This is a genomic window from Niallia circulans NBRC 13626, assembly GCF_001591585.1.
Lineage (GTDB): Bacteria > Bacillota > Bacilli > Bacillales > Cytobacillaceae > Niallia > Niallia circulans.
Map to the genome: position 1 here is coordinate 386,644 of NZ_BCVE01000001.1, position 18,597 is coordinate 405,240.

The window sequence follows — 18,597 nt, forward strand, 5'->3', positions numbered from 1 at the left end:
TTTTCAAAGGGAATTTTCCTCTTTCAAGTCAATTGGCGAACAGGTTTCAATTTCATTTTCTTCATAAGAAATCCAATCACTAAAGCTGCCTGGATAAAGCTTGACCTTATCTAGTCCAGCCATTTTTAAGGAAATATAATTAGGAGTAGCAGTAATGCCAGAACCACAATAGACAATATATTCTTTATTCGCATCTAGAGAAGAGAATCTATTCTTTTGCTCCCTTTCTGTTAAAAAGAAGCCGTTCTCTATCCCTTCTGTCCATACAAAGTTTATTGCTCCTGGGATATGTCCCTTTTTTTTATCAATTGGCTCTATTTCTCCTGTATACCTTTTATGCTCTCTAGAGTCAATCAATATCTTATCTTGGTCTTTTGTTTTTACTAGTGCTAAAACCTCCTCATAAGTGGCAATCATATGAGACTGAATAAGAGGAGAAAAATTACTCTTTGAAAATGCAGGGACTTCTTGTGAGGTCGGATAGTCCTTCTTTAGCCATTCCTTATAGCCACCATCTAAAATATATGTTTTCGAATGACCTATATAGTTCATTAACCACCAAAGTCTTCCGGAAAATGCCCCTTCTCCATTATCATAGGCGATGACTGTTGTATCTTTACCAACCCCTATATTTTCTAACTTATGAACAAACTCTTCTATGGCTGGCAATGGATGCCGTCCCCCATGATTACTGATTGGATCGGAAAGATCCTTTTCCAGATGAAAATAAACACTATTTGGGATATGACTTTTTTTATACCATTCTGAACCTGCATCAGGATTCTTTAAATCACAGCGACAATCAATCACTCTAATCGCATCCTGATCTATGTTTTTATTTAACCAATCAACACTTTTTACAAATTCCATCATTATTCCTCCACTACTGTTCTCATTTCTAGTTCGTTTGCTGCGCAAACTCTGTTTGTGTTGATTCTTTAATAATCCACTCTAGTTTTTCAATATTTTCATGTTCAGTTAATAACGCTGTTTTTCCATCATAATATTCGGCTACTTGTTCTTTTAGATTAACAAGAAGTATATCAAAATGTTGTGCAAATAATTCTTTATAAATAGCAAAAAAGGAGTTAATTTGTTCTTTTATATATATGTTACCATGCTCATCAACCAATTGTTCCATTTCTACTCCCATATTCTTTCGTTCATTCTTTTCAAAAAAACTCTTCGGATTTTTGTAATATTTCATGCCAATTTTATTAAGGATAGTATCTAATTCTTTAAAAGGGGCATGGAAAGTTATATTAGATTCTAACTCTCTTTCTATTTCTTCTTGTAAACGAATTTCTTCATTAATAGACTGAATCAAATGCCGAACTTCCTCATAACCTTCTATTCTTTGTTTATAAAAGAGTTGATCTAGTCTTAGGTTTACTGCTCGTAACTCTTGTTCAAATTCAAAATTCAATTGAATGAGAAACGAAGTAGTCGCAAGCGATAATTCCCTTTTCTTATTGTCTCCTCGTAAGATTGATGGATGATAAGCTTCCTTCATTAATTCATGAAAACGAAACATCACTCTTTGCTTTAAATAAAACAATTGTTCCTCTACTTCCATTTTGAATTTTGCCAGTGTATCCTGGAAATCTTTATTTTCTATTTGAGATAGAATGATCCGTTTTTCCTCCTTCAATCTCGATAACTCTTGTTCTGCTACTTCTTTTTTCGCAAAAGTTGATTCTACCAATTTTTTTAATAAATCTATTGTTTCCACGTAATCTTTCTGAGCAGATTGAAGCATCATGGACAGCCACTCATGTTCGATAAAGTCATACATTTGCTCTTCTGCTTTTTTCATCCACTTTCCATAAACATCATGCTTATAATAGAGACTAGAAACAGGAAGAATTCTTGGCGAACGTATCCCGTATAATTGCAATTGTTCTTGTAGATACTCCTCTACTGCTGCTTGCTCTTCTTCATTCTTTGCTAAATCAATTGCATTAATGACAAAGAATATTTTATCTTTTTCAAAAGCATCCTTTAATCGTCCAAGCTGCATTAAAAACGCGCGGTCTGCTTTGGAAAATGCATGATTATAGTAGCTGACATAAAAAATACAATCCGCTTTTTTCATAAATTCAAAGCTTAATTCCGTATGTCTGCTGTTAATGGAGTCTCCTCCTGGAGTATCAACAAGTGTTATTCCTTTTCTCGTAATCTTACAATCAAAATAAACATCAATGGATGCCACAAAACAAGAGGTCTCTTCTATTGCCACATAATTTGCAAGTTCTTCTAATTCAATGTTGATCTCACTGCCTAAATAATGACGATGGTCAGAATACCCTTTTAGGAAAGCTTGAAGATAGCGAAATTCATTGGCATATCTCTCCATTGGATTAGCCGCGAGCGTGTTTATTATCTTTTGTGCAGCTTCTAAAGAACTTGCCTCTTCCTTCACTAGCTGTAAATAGTCATTTATTTCTCTAAGCATTTCTGACTCTGACTTCCATTTAACAATAACTGTTTTATGTGGATGTTCGTCATCAATTGGTAATATTCTGTTTATTGTAGCAGTTGTTGGGTTTGGTGACACAGGCAAAATGGGATAATCAAGTAATGCATTGGCAAATGAAGATTTTCCAGCACTAAAAGCTCCAAATAAGCATATAGTATATGTTCGATTTTCAATAATGGCAGCTTTATGGAATAAATTTTTCGCTATATGCGCAAATCCCTTTACTTGTTGTAGCTTGCTGCTTAAAAAACGCAGCTGTTTTAATAATAAATCTGTATCCATTTCCTTACTTTCGATTTGTTTTTGAACTTCAGCAGGTTTTATATTCTTTTGTACGGTTTTTGTTTTAGGAGAGGATAGTGACCGATAAGTTATCTCTTCCTCGTTAGTTTCAAGTAACCTTCGCAAAATGCTCGCATCCACGTTTTGTATTTCACAAAGATGTTCAAGCTCTTCTTTCCACTCTTGCCATTTGGTCTCCATCTCCTCTTTTTTCATCTTACAGTTTACAAACTCTTGCCATTTCTTCTCTTCTTTTAAAAGATTTTCTTTTTCTTTCTGTAATTGCTGCTGTCGTTGTTCTTTCCATTGATTAAAGAGTTGGGTGATTTCTTTTCTGAAAGACTGCTTCAAATCATTTTCAACTGTTTCACAATAGACTAGAACATAATTTTCGGAAAGCTGTGCCTCTTTATTTACTAACGCTTTTAATGTCTGGGTACTTAAAATAGATGTAAGTCCTTTAATTTGCGAAAAGAACTCTGCCTTACCCTGTTTCTCAAAAAACTGAGATAATGGTGTTATTAATTGAATTTGAACAAGCTTTTCCAATTCTATGTAAAAAGTTGAAAGTCTATCTTCTCTTTCCCTTTGCGTTTTGCTTTTACTGCCAAATAGGCCAATTTTAAAATTTTTCTGTTCTGATTCTAGATATAATTTAGCTAGTTCCCGAAGATTATATGGCATGATATAGGCATTCTTAATAATCGAATGCCACTCATTTTCTAATGACATCACTGTTTTATTTTCATCCTCATCCATTGTTTGGATGGCTTTTTTGGTTGTCTCTAAGGTTGCTTCTAAAGAATGATACTCGTCTTCTGTTAATTCTAATAATTGGTCCTCGAAGGGAGCGATTATTTCAGCATTCTTTGTTTCTATAAAGGAAATATGATCTTTATATAGCTTTTGAAAGGATTCTTCCAGAGAGTAAGGCAGTATTAATTCTTGTTCTTCCATTTTTCTCATAATATAGTTCTTTAATTCTTTCAATCCTTGATAGAAAGAATTCGTTTCGATTAAGGTGGTAAAGAATATTTTCTCTGGCTTTATCCCATAAGATAAAAAAGAATCATATACACTTTGCTTAAAATCTGCAAACGAAATTTCTGCTTCTCGATGTTTATCCATCTGATTAACAATTAACACAAATTTCTTACCTGACTCCACAAGCTGCTTTGTAAAGTCAAAGTTTATTTCCGACTGAACATGATTATAATCAACTACATAAAAAATAATATCTGCAAGATGAATACTAGATTCCGTTGCTAATTGATGAGCTTGATCTGTACTATCTATTCCTGGGGTATCCATTAAAATAGCATTTTTTATTAGCAGCTCCGTATCTAATTGAACCTCTAATTCTTTTATATTTTCCACTCTTTCTGCTGCCTGTAAAACTGTTTTGATATCAAGCACTTCTTTGTAAACATCTGCTTGATTAGAATGGTATAAAACTTTCAGCTGCTTGCCACCCTTTTTTACTCGGATTATATTGGCTGTTGTGGGAATAGGACTTGTTGGTAAAACTGTTGTACCAACTAGGTTATTAATCATGCTTGATTTCCCGGCAGAATAATGTCCACAAAAAGTTGCAATAAATTCTTGTCTTGTCGCTTTTTTAATAAGCTCTTGTAATCTTTGCGCAGTTTGTTGATCATCATATGCCAAAAAATATTGGTAAAATGCTGCCCATTTATGTAATGTGTCTATATTCGTTGAAAGCATGATATACTCCTTTTCATCTATGTATTTCTTTTATTTTAACTATTTTCCACATAAGAATAAAGTAAAATAAACTGAAAATTGAAAGCGAAGACAAAATAAACTTGGTCCATTTTCCTTATTATTCGAGGACTTCTGATACTTTTGACGTTAAGATAAGAAAATTTTTTTCGATTATTATTGTTTAAATAAAAATAAAAAACTGTTTCTCCTTTTCAGCACTCCTACAAGCAGGTAAAAAGTGCTGAAATGAAAAAACAGTATACAATCCTTTTATATTAGTTATTTCTATTATTTCGTAGCTTTTATAGTATTATGTAAAACGTATTTCATAACAAATAAATAACTGATAAGTGTCAAACCAATTGGAAAAGCAATCATTCGTTACACCCCTATCTTTTTAGCTGAGAATAATTCTCTATCTCAATTAAATAATATCACTATTGAAAATCATTTTCAATAAGAAAAAAGTTATTCAATTTTTAGTATTTTTTCCCAAAAGACCTGATATATCAACAAAAATAGGAAATATGTACCATGAAAAACAACCTATTTTCCGAAAAAAATATAAACAAAATAGGTCTAATTTATGATAAGATATTTTTATCAGACGGATGGGGGAATAGTAAGTGACATTAACAAAAAGTACTACTGAAATTTTAAACGCAACTATAGAAGCTGTAAAAGGTGTTATTCCCTGCGAACAACAAATTGAGAAGCCAAGTTTAACTGTATCACCATTTATTTTACAATCTTTAGGGGTTTTAATAGGATTAACAGGTGATTTCCGTGGTCGAATTATTATCGACGGAAATGAACAGGTTTTTGGTAAGATTGGCGAATCCATGTATGGAATGTTCTTGGAAGGGCCAATGCTGGAATCTTTCTCTGGGGAATTAGGTAATATGCTTGCTGGAAATTTATCTACATTTGTATCTCAAAGTGGAATTGAAATGGATATTACACCGCCTACTGTTTTAGCAGGTCAAACGAAGCTGTCAGGGTTTGATAAGGCTCTAACCCTGCCGATTTCACTTCAAAATATTGGTCAATTAAACATAGTGCTAATTTTAGAGAATTAAAGGATTGTTTCAAGAATCTTTTAGCTTGCAGAATTTTTTTGTCTCATAACTAGTTTGTTATTTTCCATATGATGATCACTCTTATTGCATATTATCATAGAACAAACGAAAAAAAGCAGAATAAACATTTTCTTCTGCTTTTTTTACTGTTTACTTACTATCCGTATGGCTTTGTACTTCTATTTTTATTAGATTCTCCGCTTTATGCCCGCAGCATTTACATATTGTCTTTTCTTTATAGATAGTCAGGCAGTAGCTACAATAATAATTTACCATATAAATCACACCCACTTCTTCATAAACATATATTAGTATATTTATCATTTGTGGAATATGTGCGGAAACGAGAGAAGTTTAACCGTTTTGCTTATATTCTGGTTTATTGAGAGCTACTTTTATAAAAAACATGCCCCAAAAGTTAAGTTATATTATCACGATTGAGGAATATATTTATTACAGATCTAGTTGATAAACATCACTATACTTTTTGTATAAATAATCAATTAAATATTGGGCGTTTAATCCTTCCCCTGTTACATCCTTTAATATTTCGAGCGGTTTTTTCATTTTCCCAAAACGATGAATTTTTTCATTCAGCCACTCTTTAACAGGAAGGCAAGTTACCCTGCTCTAATAAAGCATCAAAATCAGGTATATCTTTTTCCATCACTTGCTTTAGTTGGGCAGCATACATATAGCCTAGAGCATAGGATGGAAAATATCCAAAGCTTCCCCCTGCCCAATGCACATCTTGGAGTACTCCTTCTCCATCATTTTCAGGAACTACCCCTAAATAAGATTGATACTTTTCATTCCATATCGCCGGCAAATCCTTCACTTCGAAATCACCATCAAATAAGCCTTTCTCAATTTCGTAACGAATCATAATATGTAATGGATATGTTAGCTCATCTGCTTCAATTCTAATCAATGACGGCTTGGATTCATTAATAGCTCGATAAAAGTCTTCGACACTCACATCATCAAATTGACCATTAGCAAATGATTTCAAAGCTTCATAATTATGCTTCCAGAACGCAAGATTTCTTCCCACAAAATTTTCATAAAATAGTGATTGGGATTCATGAATACCCATTGAGGTACCTGTGCATAATGGTGTTCCGATAAGCTCTTTCGAAATATTTTGTTCATACAGTGCATGACCTGCTTCATGGATTGTTCCAAAAACCGCCACTCTAAAGTCAGATTCATCATATTTAGTTGTAATTCGAACATCGCCAGGATTGATTCCAGTCGCAAATGGATGCACCGTTTTATCTAAACGTCCAGCGTCAAAATCGTATCCTACTTGTTTTAATACATCAAGACTAAATGCCTCTTGACTTTTTGCTGGAAATGTCTGATATAAAAAATCAGTAGTCGGGGGATTTTTTGAAGCCGCAATTTTATGAACTAACGGTATAATTTTATCTTTTACATCTAAAAATACTTCATCTAAAACAGCAACTGTCATACCAGGCTCATACATATCTAATAAAACATCATATTTATTTTCTTTATGTCCCCAATATTCAATGAATCGTTTATTCATCTCTACTAATTTTTCTAAATAAGGCTGAAACAAGGAAAAGTCCGCTTTTTCTTTCGCTTCTTCCCATACACTTTCCGCTTTTGATTGGAGCATCACATATTCTTTATGTTCCTCTGCAGGAATTTTTTTATTGCGATCAAATTCCTTTTTCATTTCTTCAACTGTCTTTCTTGTAATTGGTGATAATTGAGCTTGGATACTTTCCTCAGAAAGGACAGTAAGATAGGACTCTAGCTCTTCAGAAGTTGATAATTCAAATAATTCAGAGGATAGGACACCGATTACTTCTGTTCGTTGGTCTACTCCCTTTTTTGGGGCACCTGTACGTAAGTCCCAGTAAATTAGAGCAAGTGCTTCATTGTAAGCCCCTATCTTCTTCACATAATTTATAAATTGTTCTTCCATTTCTTTTTGATTAATAGACAATATACTCTCCTCTTTTCTTATCTGTATGATTTTATCTTAACATATTGTTTGGAGTTGAGACATAAGTAATCCAACCAAATATAAAACCGAACAATTAGATGAATGTGCCTTGAAAACCTTGTATAATTGTATACTTTTTCTTCCTAATAAAGAAGATTTGTAGTTATCCCTTGCAGAATCGGCCCATCCTATAAAAGAATGAACATACAAAAAAACTCATAAGATTATTCATGCATTGTTCGATAACAACTTAGAATTTCTTATGAGCCTTTTTATTATTGAACCAATTACATTGCTGTTACTGGTAAAGCCTCTATTACAGCATTCTTTACTAGGCCTGCTACATTTGCATCCATACATATATGAATCGTACCTTTATCTTCATGTGTACGGATTAAGCGACCAACACCTTGACGCAGCCTTAAAACCATATATGGCAAATCAACTTCTAGAAAAGGATTTTCTACATTTTCACGCTTACTTTTATAAACCGGATCATTTGGAGGGAATGGCAAAGAATAGATAAATACGTTTTCTAATGATCTCCCAGGTACATCTAGTCCTTCCCATAGATTTACTGCACAAAGGATTGAATTTTCCTCATTTTGAAATTTTGAAACAAGGGTACTAATTTCTCTTTCCCCCTCAAAGTATATCGGTAAGGAAAATTCCTTTGGCAGATTGTCCTTAAACCTAGCTAAATCTTCTTTACTATTGAAAAGAACAAGAGATCGACCTTCTGCTTTTATTAACTCTTCATAACAATATGCTTGTTTTTCTGTGTCTTCATTCTGATTGAATGACTTAATATATACAGCCATATTCTCTTCATAATCAAACGGAGAATCAACAGAAAACGATAAATAATCAGCTGCGCCAATACTTTTGGCCATATATTCAAAGGATTTATTCTCAGATAATGTTGCCGAAGAGAAGATAATCGGTTTTTGTTGACTAAATACTTCTTCTTGCATAATATCTTGAACAAGTCTTGGCATAATAACAAGCGTTCTTTCCCCGTTATTTTCCTCAAACCAGGTTATTCCATTCATTTCCTTTAAAAATAGACCTAACGAATGAGAAATCTGCTCTAAATACTCTTCTACCACTTTTAAGTCATACTCATTGATAACATACATTTCACTTTCAAAGACAAGCTCTTCTTCTAGCTCAGAAATATAGCCTGCCAATTTTTTACCTGCTTGGATTACTCGATCTGTTTTTTTGATTTCCTGTTTATCTGAACCTTCTGTTTTATAGGATGCATCTGTTAGTTCTCTAAAAAACTGTTCATTTTGATAAATAGTTTCCTCAATAATATTTAGGGTTTTCTCACGTACATCGTTTGCCATTAAACGTGTTAATAGATTTTCTAAGTTTTGCTCTGTCAATCTGTATGTTAATGCACTTTGGGCAGCATATTCTAATAAATGTCCTTCATCAAAAACAACACAAGCACTATCAGGTAATAAAGGAAGCTGTCCTTCTCTTTTTCTAGCTTCTTTTGTCCAAATATGTTCCATATAAAAGTCATGGGAACAGATGATTAAATCTTTAGCATTACGATAATAATCTCGATGTAATGTCTGCCCACAGCGATGGCGTTTATCACAAGTAAAACAATCTTGCATGGAATCCCATGCTACCCCTTCCCAATCCTTATCATTTAAATCTGGATAATCTTTTCTGTCTCCATATGGTGAAAAAGATTGTAATGATCCTGTTCCGTGCACAAAATCTGGAAGGCTGTCATAAATCGTATTATACGTATCTTCCAATGTAATTTTTTGATCCAGTTTAGTTAAGCATAAATATTGGTTTCGTGATTTAGCTAAACGAACATCAATGTTTAATCCAAGCGCCTGCTCTAACTTTGCAATATCGCCTTCTTTTTTTACTAGCTGTTCAATTAACGTCTCATCTGAACAAGCAATAATGGCAGGCTTGTTTACATAACGGGCATAACAAATGCTATATAATAAATAGACAAAGGTCTTTCCAGTTCCTACTCCAGCCTCTGCAAAAATTGTTTTCTTTTCCTTAAACGCTTTTTCTAATTGATAAGCCATATATACTTGCTCATCTCGTAGTTCATAACCTGCTTCTGGAAGAATGTCATAAAAGACATCGCCAATCCACTCTCCCAGCTTCTCATAAAATGATTCTGTTTTTGATACTTCAAATGGCATGCTATTTTGCATGTAAACCCCTCCGACCTACGAATTATGCTGCTTGTCTTTAATCTTTATCTATTTAATAAGCAATGAATAATTTACTTAATTTTTTCATGACGAACCTTAATCATAGTCAATTTGACTGCAATATTCAAGTGAAAAGAGGGTTGCCTCCAAAAGAATCAGGCACCCTCTTTTACATCATTTCATTATTAATTATTTTGGAATATCGTCGTCCTGCTTTTTCTTATCCTCTATCTCTTGATAAGGAATAAGTCATGGCCTGCTGAACCATTTGTTGTGCTGCTGATAATTGCTGTAAAACAGCTTGATCAGCAATACCTTCTTCTTCTATTAGATTTACCGAAGAATTTAACGCACCGATTATTTTTGTATAATCTATATTACTATCTTTCATAAAACTTCCCTCCAGAAAATTACGTATAGAATAAATATATACTGTTACTCAAAAAATATACTTATTTATAAGATGTAACTTTCTAAAAAGCAGACTTTATGTGTTAGTCTCTTTTTCGCTTGCCCCAGTATTGATAATAATCTGTTCGAATGAATCCGTTGAATAGTTTGCGTTTTTTCGTCGCTTTTCTGCCATAATGCGTTTCAAACTCTTCATCACTTGTAAGCATATAAATAGACCATGTTTCAAGTGGTGCAAATGCTTGTCCCATTTCCTGATACATTTTTTGAACAGACGGTTTATCTCCTAACCGCTCTCCATATGGCGGATTGCCTACAATAACACCATTATCTTTCATTGTGGTAAAATCTTTTACTTGCATTTGCTTAAAGGTAATAAGGTCTCCCAGTCCTGCTTCAAAAGCATTTTCTTGCGCTATTTGAATCATCCGATGATCGATATCAGTTCCAATGATTTCAAGTGGTTGATCATAATTTGCGTTTTCTTCTGCTTCTTGACGTACCTCTTCCCATACTTCATTTGGCATCCAATCCCATGTTTCCGAGATAAAATCACGATTAAAGCCTGGTGCGATATTTTGCCCGATTAAAGCTGCTTCAATTGGAATGGTACCAGATCCACAAAAAGGATCTACAAAAGGTCGATCCGCTGTCCAATTAGTTAATAAAATTAAAGCAGCAGCAAGTGTCTCTTTCAAAGGTGCTTCCCCTTGTCCTGCGCGATACCCCCTTTTATGGAGTCCTTGTCCTGAAGTATCAATCGTTAATGTAACAATATCCTTCAAAATAGCAACTTCAATCTTAAATAACGCGCCGTTTTCCTCTAGCCACCCTGTTTTCTTATAATGAGTGCTTATCCGATTAACAATCGCCTTTTTAACTATTGCTTGACAATCTGACACACTGAAAAGCTTTGATTTGACAGATTTACCTGAAACAGGGAATTGTGCATTTACTGGAAGATATTCTTCCCATCTTATCGCTTTTGTTTTTTCAAAAAGTTCATCAAAGGTTGTTGCTTTAAATTCAGCAACTTTAATCTTTACACGATCAGCAGTACGAAGCCACATATTGCTTCTTGCAATTGCCTTTTCGTCGCCTTTAAATAAAACTTTACCATTATCCACCGAACATTCATAGCCTAGCTCTCTTACCTCTTTTGCAACTATTGCTTCAAGTCCCATTGCTGCAGTAGCTATTAAGTCAAAATTTCTCATAACGACTCCTTTATCATCATTTTAGCTGTATTTTCTTATGTATCATTATTGCTTGTTCTATAGCTTCAAATTAGTATGTATATTCCATATAAAAAGGATGACCAGATTATATGAATGACATACTGATTAGAAAAAAATTCTCCCAGCATATCAGACACAAATCTACGTGTCACCCTTTGTCATGTTATTATCATTATAATCAATATCACGCTCTATAAGCCATGTTCTGTTCCTTTGTACTCATGCGACTTTTCATCTCGTACTAAGGCGGTAATCATCTATCTACAGAAAATAATTTCTGTCCTTCTCTTCCGTTCATTTCCTCAGAGAAAGTTCCCCTACCATAATTTGGGTTTCTCGCTCGTGGGGTTTACCTCGTTCCACCCTTGTCATTTCTGACAAAGCTACGTCACTGTGGCACTTTCAAAGTATTCATACCATATCCGAAGACTTAGGTATTTTCCCTGCCGTCAGCATAAATATGCTGCCCTAGCTTATTTTTTGACTAGGCACGAACACTACAAGCATCTCAGCTTGTGCGAGCATGGACTTTCCTCTACAAACAAGGTTTGCAGCGATTACCAAAGCGTTTTATTGATACAATAGCTATTATAGTTGTTTTACCTATCTAATGCAATGGTTATTATAGGAAATTATTAGCTTTTCAACTATAATACTGCATAGAAAATTTAAAAACATTAATCATATAGCTTACTTCCAAATACATGCTTTTCTAAATTAGATAACCTTTTTAAAATATCAAAGTTTGTAGTTCCGGCTGTCGTTGGAGCAGGCTGTCTACGACTAGCTTCCTCTGCCAGCTTCTTTAAACGTAAATTCTCCTGCTGCAGTTCTTCAATTTCTTGGTGAAGGGTTTCATAATCTTTAATAATTAAATCCAAAAACTTATCAACTTCTTCTGGTTTATAGCCCCTTACACCTGTTTTAAATTCTTTTTCTAAAATATCTTTTGCTGTTAATTTCATTTTATCTGATAGCATTTATCGCTCACCTCAGTCGATTACCATTTATCTCAATTATTTTTTCAAAGAAACGCCATTTTGTCAATAAATCTATTAATACTCGTCCTGAAACCTTGCTTCTTCTACAATATCTTGGAGATCTGAAAATTGAATTTTGCGAATTTCATATGAGTTTTGCTCCTGATACTTTTGTGCTAGCTCATATAAGTACTTAGGACTGCCAGGGTTCTCTTCATCATAAAAAAGCAGTAACACATCACTTTTTGTTAGTAAAAAAATATTCTTATCTTTTAATTGCTGGGGACTTTCATAGGGCTTCTTCGAAACAGAATCAACAAAATCAGCTTGCAAGATTATTTCTTCATACCATTCTTGATTTGCCTCTTTCCAATTCTGTTCCTGTTCAAGGAAAGGTGTAATCACCCCTAGTTTTAAGTCTGGATATTCTTCCATCTGCAAATCGTATACTACTTCTGCAGCCCATAGCTCTGTTCCAAGCTGGCCACTTATTAATACCCACTCGAGTCCTTCTTCGAGCAGTGCTTGCAAGTTCTTTCTAATCGCTATCTTTATGTATTCGGCTGCTAATTCGTCTCGCTTAAATATTCCAATTTCGAAAGGCTTATAGCCAGAAATGACGGCTATTTTCATAATAATCTAAGGAACTCCTTCACAATTACAGTAGTTATATAAAATATATCATAAATATATTATCCCATAAAGAATTTATATTTTTTTAGCCAAAGATTGCTGTTTCGCAGCCAGTCTATCATTACAGATTCATTATATGATAAGTATTTGATAAAATGAATGAAAATAATCTACCCAATAAATTTCCACACATTTTTATATAAACATAAACGAGTTTGCAGCAATGCCTCGTGTTCTCATTAGTGTGCAACTTAAGGAAAATGATTCCGTTGTATAGCAAATAACACAATATAATAATACGAGACCCGAAATGACAAAGAGGACTAGAATGAAAACATTCTGGTCCTCTTTGTCTACAAACTACAAGAAACTTAAAAAGCAACTTGTGTTTTTTCCTTATCGTTTTCTGAATGGAAATCCACCAGGCATTCCAGACATACCAGCTTGACCTGGGAAGAATTGACCAGTTGCTGTAAATGGAGTTCCTCCCATTTGAGGAACAGCAGGTGCAGTTGGGAATGGAGCTGGAGCAGGACCCATATTAGCTTGAGTATTAGTTACTACTGTCTCACTAGATTGAGTATGCGGGAAGAAATGTTGGTGCTCGTAGTTCACATGATTTACAGTAGTAGTGTGAGTTGGGTGAATATGCGGCACAATATTATTTGTAAAAGTGTTATTCACGCAACATTTTGTCGGATGAACTACTGCAGGTAAAATATGATTAGGTTTACAATGCATAAGAAAATCTCCTCTCAAATAATTTTAGTTATCTTACAGTAACAACTTATGTTGAAAGGGATAATCTTGTACTAATACAAACACCTATTTTGTCATGTTTTTTAAAGCTTTGTTTATCGATGCAAAAAATTGTATAAAAGAAAAGCGTAAAAGCTGTCTTTTAGTGTTGAAAACAAGATGATAGTTAAACAAACAAGCACAAAAAATAAACACATAACTACTTTATACAATTCGTTCACTCCATTAGTATTTCATTTAGACTATTTATCATTCTATGAAAAATACTTCTTTTCCCTATCTTCTTTCAAGAGAATATTATTTCACTTAATGAATACATTCCTATTTTAATAGGGAACGAGAGTACATACAACTAGGTGATTAATGGAATTATTGATTTCATTTAATCGTATGCAGTTTTCTAACTAGACGTTCGTGCCTTTTTTGAAGTTCTTGTTCCATCTTCCCTAATGTTTCTTGTTTATAAAGTAGATTTTGCGCTTTTTTTGTGAATTGTAATGCTCTTTGAGGATTTTTCTCTTTATGTTCAGCGAATTTTGCTAGTTCAATTAATGATTGAATAACCATGACCTGATTCGTCTTCCCTGTATATGTTTCCGCAATTTTTTGCCACAAACCAAGAGCATCCTCAAACTTCTTCTCTCTTTTATACTCCTTAGCTAATAAAAAAGCTGCTTCTAAAAGCTCTTCTTTATTCTGCTCCTTAATACTCTCTAAGTTTTGCTTGGCAACATTTGTTTGCCCGATAATTGCGTACCATTTCCCTACCTCTAAAGTCTCTCTTGCACTGATTTTTTGATCTTTTCTTAACAATTGACTGCTTAGATGGGTGTACAAGGTAATTAAAGAAAGAATATCTATTTCATTATGCTTTAAGATGCCAAGCATTCCTTCAGGATTTTTTCTTTCTACAAAATCAAAGTAAATCATTGGAGCAAGAAACCCAGGAATGTCATTCTCCCGCTTTACCCCGAGAATTTCTTCTTCCACTATAGATAATTTTGTTCTTTCTAAACGATGCTTCCACATACGGCGGGAAGCGTGGTACAAATCAAAGTGACCAAATTCAGGAAGCTTTGGTACATGCTCCTTAATTAACGTATGTCTTGTTTTCACTTGCGGCCAATCAAAGGCCTTGCCGTTATAGGTTACGAGAGTTGTATAGTCTACATTCTCTAAGAAACTATTAAATAAAGGCACTTCTGCTCCAGGATGTGGCAATACATGCTGTTTTAAAACGATCTCCTCTTGTTGTAGCTGAGCATAACCAAGAATAAAAATAGTATTGCCTGCACCGCCTCCAAGTCCTGTTGTTTCTGTATCAAAAAAGAATAAATCCTTGGGCTGATGTCCTTTTGCAGAAAGGGGATGATCATAGCTTACCTTATTCCATTCATCAACCACCCCACAAAAATCTCGAAATGTATAGTTCCCGTGATTATAATCGAGAGGATAGCGCACTTCTCGAATTAAGCAGTATTCACTATCCAACCAATAAGGCAAGACATTTTCCTGTTCCCACTCCTTCATAAAGGGGATTGTCCCCTTTTTTGCTTCGAGATTTTTCACAAGTATGGTCTGCTCTTCTTTTTTTAGATGTGTCTTCATTCTGTTCAATTTATTTTTAATAGACATTTTAATCCCCTTATATGGAAATCTCACTATTCTCTAAAAGCGAGAGAATTTTCATTACATCTCTTTTACTGTTATGCGCATGGCTCTCTGTCCCTATGCAGGAAGGACAGCCATATTCACAGGAACAATTTTTCACCATTTTTTTTGCTTCTTTTAATACGGCAGGCATTTCTTCATATATCTTCTTACTTAAACCAATCCCGCCAGGATATTGGTCATAGAAGAATATTGTTGCTTTTTCATTATGTTCTGCTTTTACTTGTGGGACTACATGCAAATCTTGTGGATCTGCCATGACAAGTAATGGGGCAATATGCTTTAATGCATGAGCAGCCCCTAATAGACCCTGTTCTGTTTGCTCTTGTTCCCATACCAAATCACTTGGCTGAAAAGATATCCATGCTGCATTTGTATGGAGCTCCTCTTCTGGCAGAGTAATCGGGCCAGAGCCAATATTTTCATGGGTTTCAAATTTTATTTTTTTAAAAATAGTGCTCATTGCAACAATGCTGACATCACCAAATCCGGTTTCTGCTTTTAGATAGTTGCTTTTATTATCTTCTTCTAACACTTTTAAGGATACCGCTAAATTTGCATCTGTATAATAATCAACACTTACCTCGCGGACATATGCTTTCTTTTCTTCCCAATCAAGCTTTTCTACTTGATATTGTATTCCTTGATGCATATAAATTGCTTCTTCATGCAATAATGTCATCGCTGAAAAGCGATCGCTTTCGCCAATTACTCTGCTTTTACTTACATCCGAAATATCAATAATAACGATATTTTCTTGAGAAGCAGAACGGAGACTAATATTATGAGCTGGAAAAGAATCATTCATCCAATACCATTTATCCCCATTTTGAAAAAGAATGCGCTCTTCTGTTAAAAATTCAAGTATTTCGGTAATCTCACAATTGCCAAAAGTATCCCCTTCTTTAAAAGGAAGTTCGTAAGCTGCACATTTCATATGATCAATGAGAATAATAAGATTATCAGGATTTATTCTCGCCGTTTCTGGATTTCTGCTAAAGAAATAATCTGGATTTGCCACCATATACTGATCTAGAGGACTTGAGCTAGCGACCATAATAACAAGGGATTCATCATGCCTGCGGCCTGCTCTTCCTGCTTGCTGCCACGAACTTGCAATTGTACCAGGGTATCCAGTCATGACACAAGCTTGAAGTTGTCCAATGTCCACTCCTAGCTCTAACGCATTTGTACTGACCACACCATAAATATTGCCTTGACGTAATCCCTGTTCAATTTCTCTTCTTTCTGTTGGCAAATAGCCGCCTCGATAGCCGCGGATGGATTTAGGTCCAAGCTGAAATTTGACAAGTTCCTGTAAGTACGTAAGCAATATCTCTACTCGTACACGGCTTTTGGCAAAAATAATCGTTTGAATTTTATTTTTCAACAATTCTCCTGCTAATTGGCGTACTTCTAAAGTAGCACTTCTCCTTATATTCAAAGGGATATTCACAATAGGAGGATTATAAAAAACAAAATGTTTCTTTCCACTTGGAGCACCATTGTTATTTATTAATTGGACACGTTGTTCTGTTAAGTTTTCCGCTAATTCTTTTGGATTTGCAATCGTAGCAGATGTACATATAAAAATAGGATTGCTGCCATAAAATGCACAAATCCGCTTTAATCTACGGATTACATTGGCTACATGACTCCCGAATACACCTCTGTATATATGGAGCTCATCGATAATGACGTACTTAAGATTTTCAAATAGAGATACCCATTTTGTATGATGGGGCAAAATGGCAGAATGAAGCATATCTGGATTGGTAATAACAATATGGCCAGCTTTTCGAACTTTCTGCCGAATAGAAGCAGGTGTATCTCCATCATATGTATAACTATTTATTTGTAGTTCTGCACTTTCAATTAATTCATTCAATTCGCTTTTCTGATCCTGTGCAAGTGCCTTTGTAGGAAACATATATAATGCTCGGGCGTTTTTGTCCTCGGCAATCGACTGGATGACAGGCAGATTGTAGCAAAGCGTTTTACCTGATGCTGTTGGGGTGACAGCAACGATGCTTTTCCCTTCTCGAATTGCCTGATACGAGGAATGTTGATGTGTATATAACCGGGTGACCCCGCGCTTTTGCAAAGCATCTTTTAAATTAGGAATTAAATCATCTGGAAGCGGAACGGTAACAGCCTCTTTCGCTTCAATTGTATGCCAAAAAGAAATTCTCTCTTTATATTCATCTTTTGTTTTTAAATCCTTTATAATTTCTTGAAGATTTTTACGTACTTTCATTTTGTTTCACCTCTAATACATCTATTTTATCGAATAGACGTTCGATTTGAAAGAGATTTTAACAAGAAAAAAGCAGCCATTATTTACTATTTGACGAAATAAAGGAATGAATCGCATTTGCCAGCTTCTCTGGTGCTTCCTGCATACTCATATGCCCTGTTTCTAATTGCACTTCTGAGACATTCCTATTTGTAGCAGAAGTAACGCGATCTAAGGAAACCACTTTATCCTTCGTTCCCTTTATAAGTAAAACAGGAATCTTCGCCTGTTCAACTACACCATTTCTATCTGGTCTTTTTCTCATTGCTGCTTGTGTCTCCATCGCCGCAATTCCATCGGTTTGATAGCCAATTTTTTTTGCTTTTTCTACTTCATCAGTTAAATTCATTAGTGACTCATCTGCGAATAAATTAGGAATTAACCCATTGACAAACTCTTTTATTCCAAGATTTTGGATTTTACGAATAGCATTTAATCGGCCTTCTTTCCCTTCTTCTGTATCAGAATAGGCAGTGGAATGTACTAAGCCAAAGCCTTTTAAATGCTCTGCAAAAAGTTCAGCAAAGGCCAATGTTACATAGCCCCCAAGTGAATGACCAAACATATATACTTTTTCTATCTCTAATTTTTTTAACAGCCTATTTATATCCTTTGCTAAATCTTCTATCTCAAATGGTTCACCGCTATAGGTAGAGCTGCCGTGTCCTCTTAGATCTACTGCTATTACATGATACTTTTCAGAAAGGAGTGGAATGATATACTCCCAATAATCGACACTGCCACAAAAACCATGAATTAATACAACGGTTTCTCCGTTTCCTTCTTCTATATAGGATAGTTGTTCATTGTCAACTACAATATGATTCATCTTTAAAAACTTCCTTTCTTTCTTTTTCCTTTAATA

At 34.5% G+C, this 18,597-nt stretch carries 12 protein-coding genes, 1 other RNA gene and 1 pseudogene; 1 reads left to right on the forward strand and 13 read right to left on the reverse strand.

Annotation, left to right across the window (positions count from 1 at the left end; all coding sequences use genetic code 11):
* Positions 1 to 3: 3 nt before the first annotated feature.
* Together BCI01S_RS02095 and BCI01S_RS02100 are read right to left on the reverse strand one after the other, a co-directional pair.
* Entirely contained in the window at positions 4 to 870 is an 867-nt protein-coding gene (locus BCI01S_RS02095; protein ID WP_047940413.1) for a sulfurtransferase, read from the reverse strand.
* Positions 871 to 898: 28 nt separating this feature from the next.
* On the reverse strand, positions 899 to 4,486 hold the full coding sequence (locus BCI01S_RS02100; protein WP_047940412.1) for a dynamin family protein: 3,588 nt from the start codon (positions 4,484 to 4,486) through the stop codon (positions 899 to 901).
* 626 nt (positions 4,487 to 5,112) lie between these two features.
* On the opposite strand from BCI01S_RS02100, the gene BCI01S_RS02105 reads away from it, so the two are divergent.
* The gene (locus BCI01S_RS02105; RefSeq protein ID WP_047940411.1) at positions 5,113 to 5,565 is read left to right on the forward strand and encodes a chemotaxis protein CheX; all 453 of its coding nucleotides are present in this window, start codon (positions 5,113 to 5,115) and stop codon (positions 5,563 to 5,565) included.
* A 453-nt stretch (positions 5,566 to 6,018) separates the two neighbouring features.
* Here the strand turns inward: BCI01S_RS02105 and BCI01S_RS02110 are convergent.
* The 11 genes and pseudogenes from BCI01S_RS02110 to BCI01S_RS02155 form a co-directional block, all read right to left on the reverse strand.
* Positions 6,019 to 7,543: pseudogene (locus BCI01S_RS02110) on the reverse strand (carboxypeptidase M32).
* A 287-nt stretch (positions 7,544 to 7,830) separates the two neighbouring features.
* Positions 7,831 to 9,744: an ATP-dependent DNA helicase gene (locus BCI01S_RS02115; protein ID WP_047940409.1), complete on the reverse strand. Its 1,914-nt coding sequence runs from the start codon at positions 9,742 to 9,744 to the stop codon at positions 7,831 to 7,833.
* A gap of 220 nt (positions 9,745 to 9,964) precedes the next feature.
* Positions 9,965 to 10,135 carry a hypothetical protein gene (locus BCI01S_RS25135; RefSeq protein WP_156485380.1) on the reverse strand — a complete coding sequence of 57 codons (171 nt, stop codon included), beginning with the start codon at positions 10,133 to 10,135 and terminating at the stop codon, positions 9,965 to 9,967.
* A gap of 103 nt (positions 10,136 to 10,238) precedes the next feature.
* Positions 10,239 to 11,372: a THUMP domain-containing class I SAM-dependent RNA methyltransferase gene (locus tag BCI01S_RS02120; RefSeq protein ID WP_061796453.1), complete on the reverse strand. Its 1,134-nt coding sequence runs from the start codon at positions 11,370 to 11,372 to the stop codon at positions 10,239 to 10,241.
* A gap of 210 nt (positions 11,373 to 11,582) precedes the next feature.
* Positions 11,583 to 11,962: RNase P RNA component class B (gene rnpB / locus BCI01S_RS02125), an RNA gene on the reverse strand.
* Positions 11,963 to 12,070: 108 nt separating this feature from the next.
* A complete protein-coding gene (gpsB, locus tag BCI01S_RS02130; RefSeq protein ID WP_047940407.1) occupies positions 12,071 to 12,373 on the reverse strand; it encodes a cell division regulator GpsB in 303 nt (100 codons plus the stop codon).
* A gap of 75 nt (positions 12,374 to 12,448) precedes the next feature.
* Entirely contained in the window at positions 12,449 to 13,006 is a 558-nt protein-coding gene (locus BCI01S_RS02135) for an SLOG family protein (protein WP_095322300.1), read from the reverse strand.
* A gap of 396 nt (positions 13,007 to 13,402) precedes the next feature.
* Positions 13,403 to 13,747 (reverse strand): CotD family spore coat protein, encoded by a 345-nt coding sequence (locus tag BCI01S_RS02140; protein WP_047940405.1) that lies wholly within the window; start codon positions 13,745 to 13,747, stop codon positions 13,403 to 13,405.
* Between the two features lie 396 nt (positions 13,748 to 14,143).
* Positions 14,144 to 15,400, reverse strand: coding sequence for a ribonuclease H-like domain-containing protein (locus BCI01S_RS02145; RefSeq protein ID WP_061796458.1), 1,257 nt, complete (start codon positions 15,398 to 15,400; stop codon positions 14,144 to 14,146).
* Positions 15,401 to 15,410: 10 nt separating this feature from the next.
* Entirely contained in the window at positions 15,411 to 17,693 is a 2,283-nt protein-coding gene (locus BCI01S_RS02150; RefSeq protein ID WP_047940403.1) for a DEAD/DEAH box helicase, read from the reverse strand.
* Positions 17,694 to 17,772: 79 nt separating this feature from the next.
* Complete coding sequence (locus tag BCI01S_RS02155; protein WP_061796462.1) at positions 17,773 to 18,561, reverse strand: alpha/beta fold hydrolase; 789 nt, start codon at positions 18,559 to 18,561, stop codon at positions 17,773 to 17,775.
* Positions 18,562 to 18,597 lie beyond the last annotated feature (36 nt).

Bases quoted from the DNA above. Each gene is read 5' to 3' on its own strand.
- BCI01S_RS25135 (WP_156485380.1), bottom strand. From the start codon at position 10,135: ATGAAAGATAGTAATATAGATTATACAAAAATAATCGGTGCGTTAAAT.
- BCI01S_RS02140 (WP_047940405.1), bottom strand. From the start codon at position 13,747: ATGCATTGTAAACCTAATCATATTTTACCTGCAGTAGTTCATCCGACA.
- BCI01S_RS02145 (WP_061796458.1), bottom strand. From the start codon at position 15,400: ATGTCTATTAAAAATAAATTGAACAGAATGAAGACACATCTAAAAAAA.
- BCI01S_RS02120 (WP_061796453.1), bottom strand. From the start codon at position 11,372: ATGAGAAATTTTGACTTAATAGCTACTGCAGCAATGGGACTTGAAGCA.
- BCI01S_RS02135 (WP_095322300.1), bottom strand. From the start codon at position 13,006: ATGAAAATAGCCGTCATTTCTGGCTATAAGCCTTTCGAAATTGGAATA.
- gpsB (WP_047940407.1), bottom strand. From the start codon at position 12,373: ATGCTATCAGATAAAATGAAATTAACAGCAAAAGATATTTTAGAAAAA.
- BCI01S_RS02095 (WP_047940413.1), bottom strand. From the start codon at position 870: ATGGAATTTGTAAAAAGTGTTGATTGGTTAAATAAAAACATAGATCAG.
- BCI01S_RS02100 (WP_047940412.1), bottom strand. From the start codon at position 4,486: ATGCTTTCAACGAATATAGACACATTACATAAATGGGCAGCATTTTAC.
- BCI01S_RS02115 (WP_047940409.1), bottom strand. From the start codon at position 9,744: ATGCAAAATAGCATGCCATTTGAAGTATCAAAAACAGAATCATTTTAT.
- BCI01S_RS02150 (WP_047940403.1), bottom strand. From the start codon at position 17,693: ATGAAAGTACGTAAAAATCTTCAAGAAATTATAAAGGATTTAAAAACA.
- BCI01S_RS02155 (WP_061796462.1), bottom strand. From the start codon at position 18,561: ATGAATCATATTGTAGTTGACAATGAACAACTATCCTATATAGAAGAA.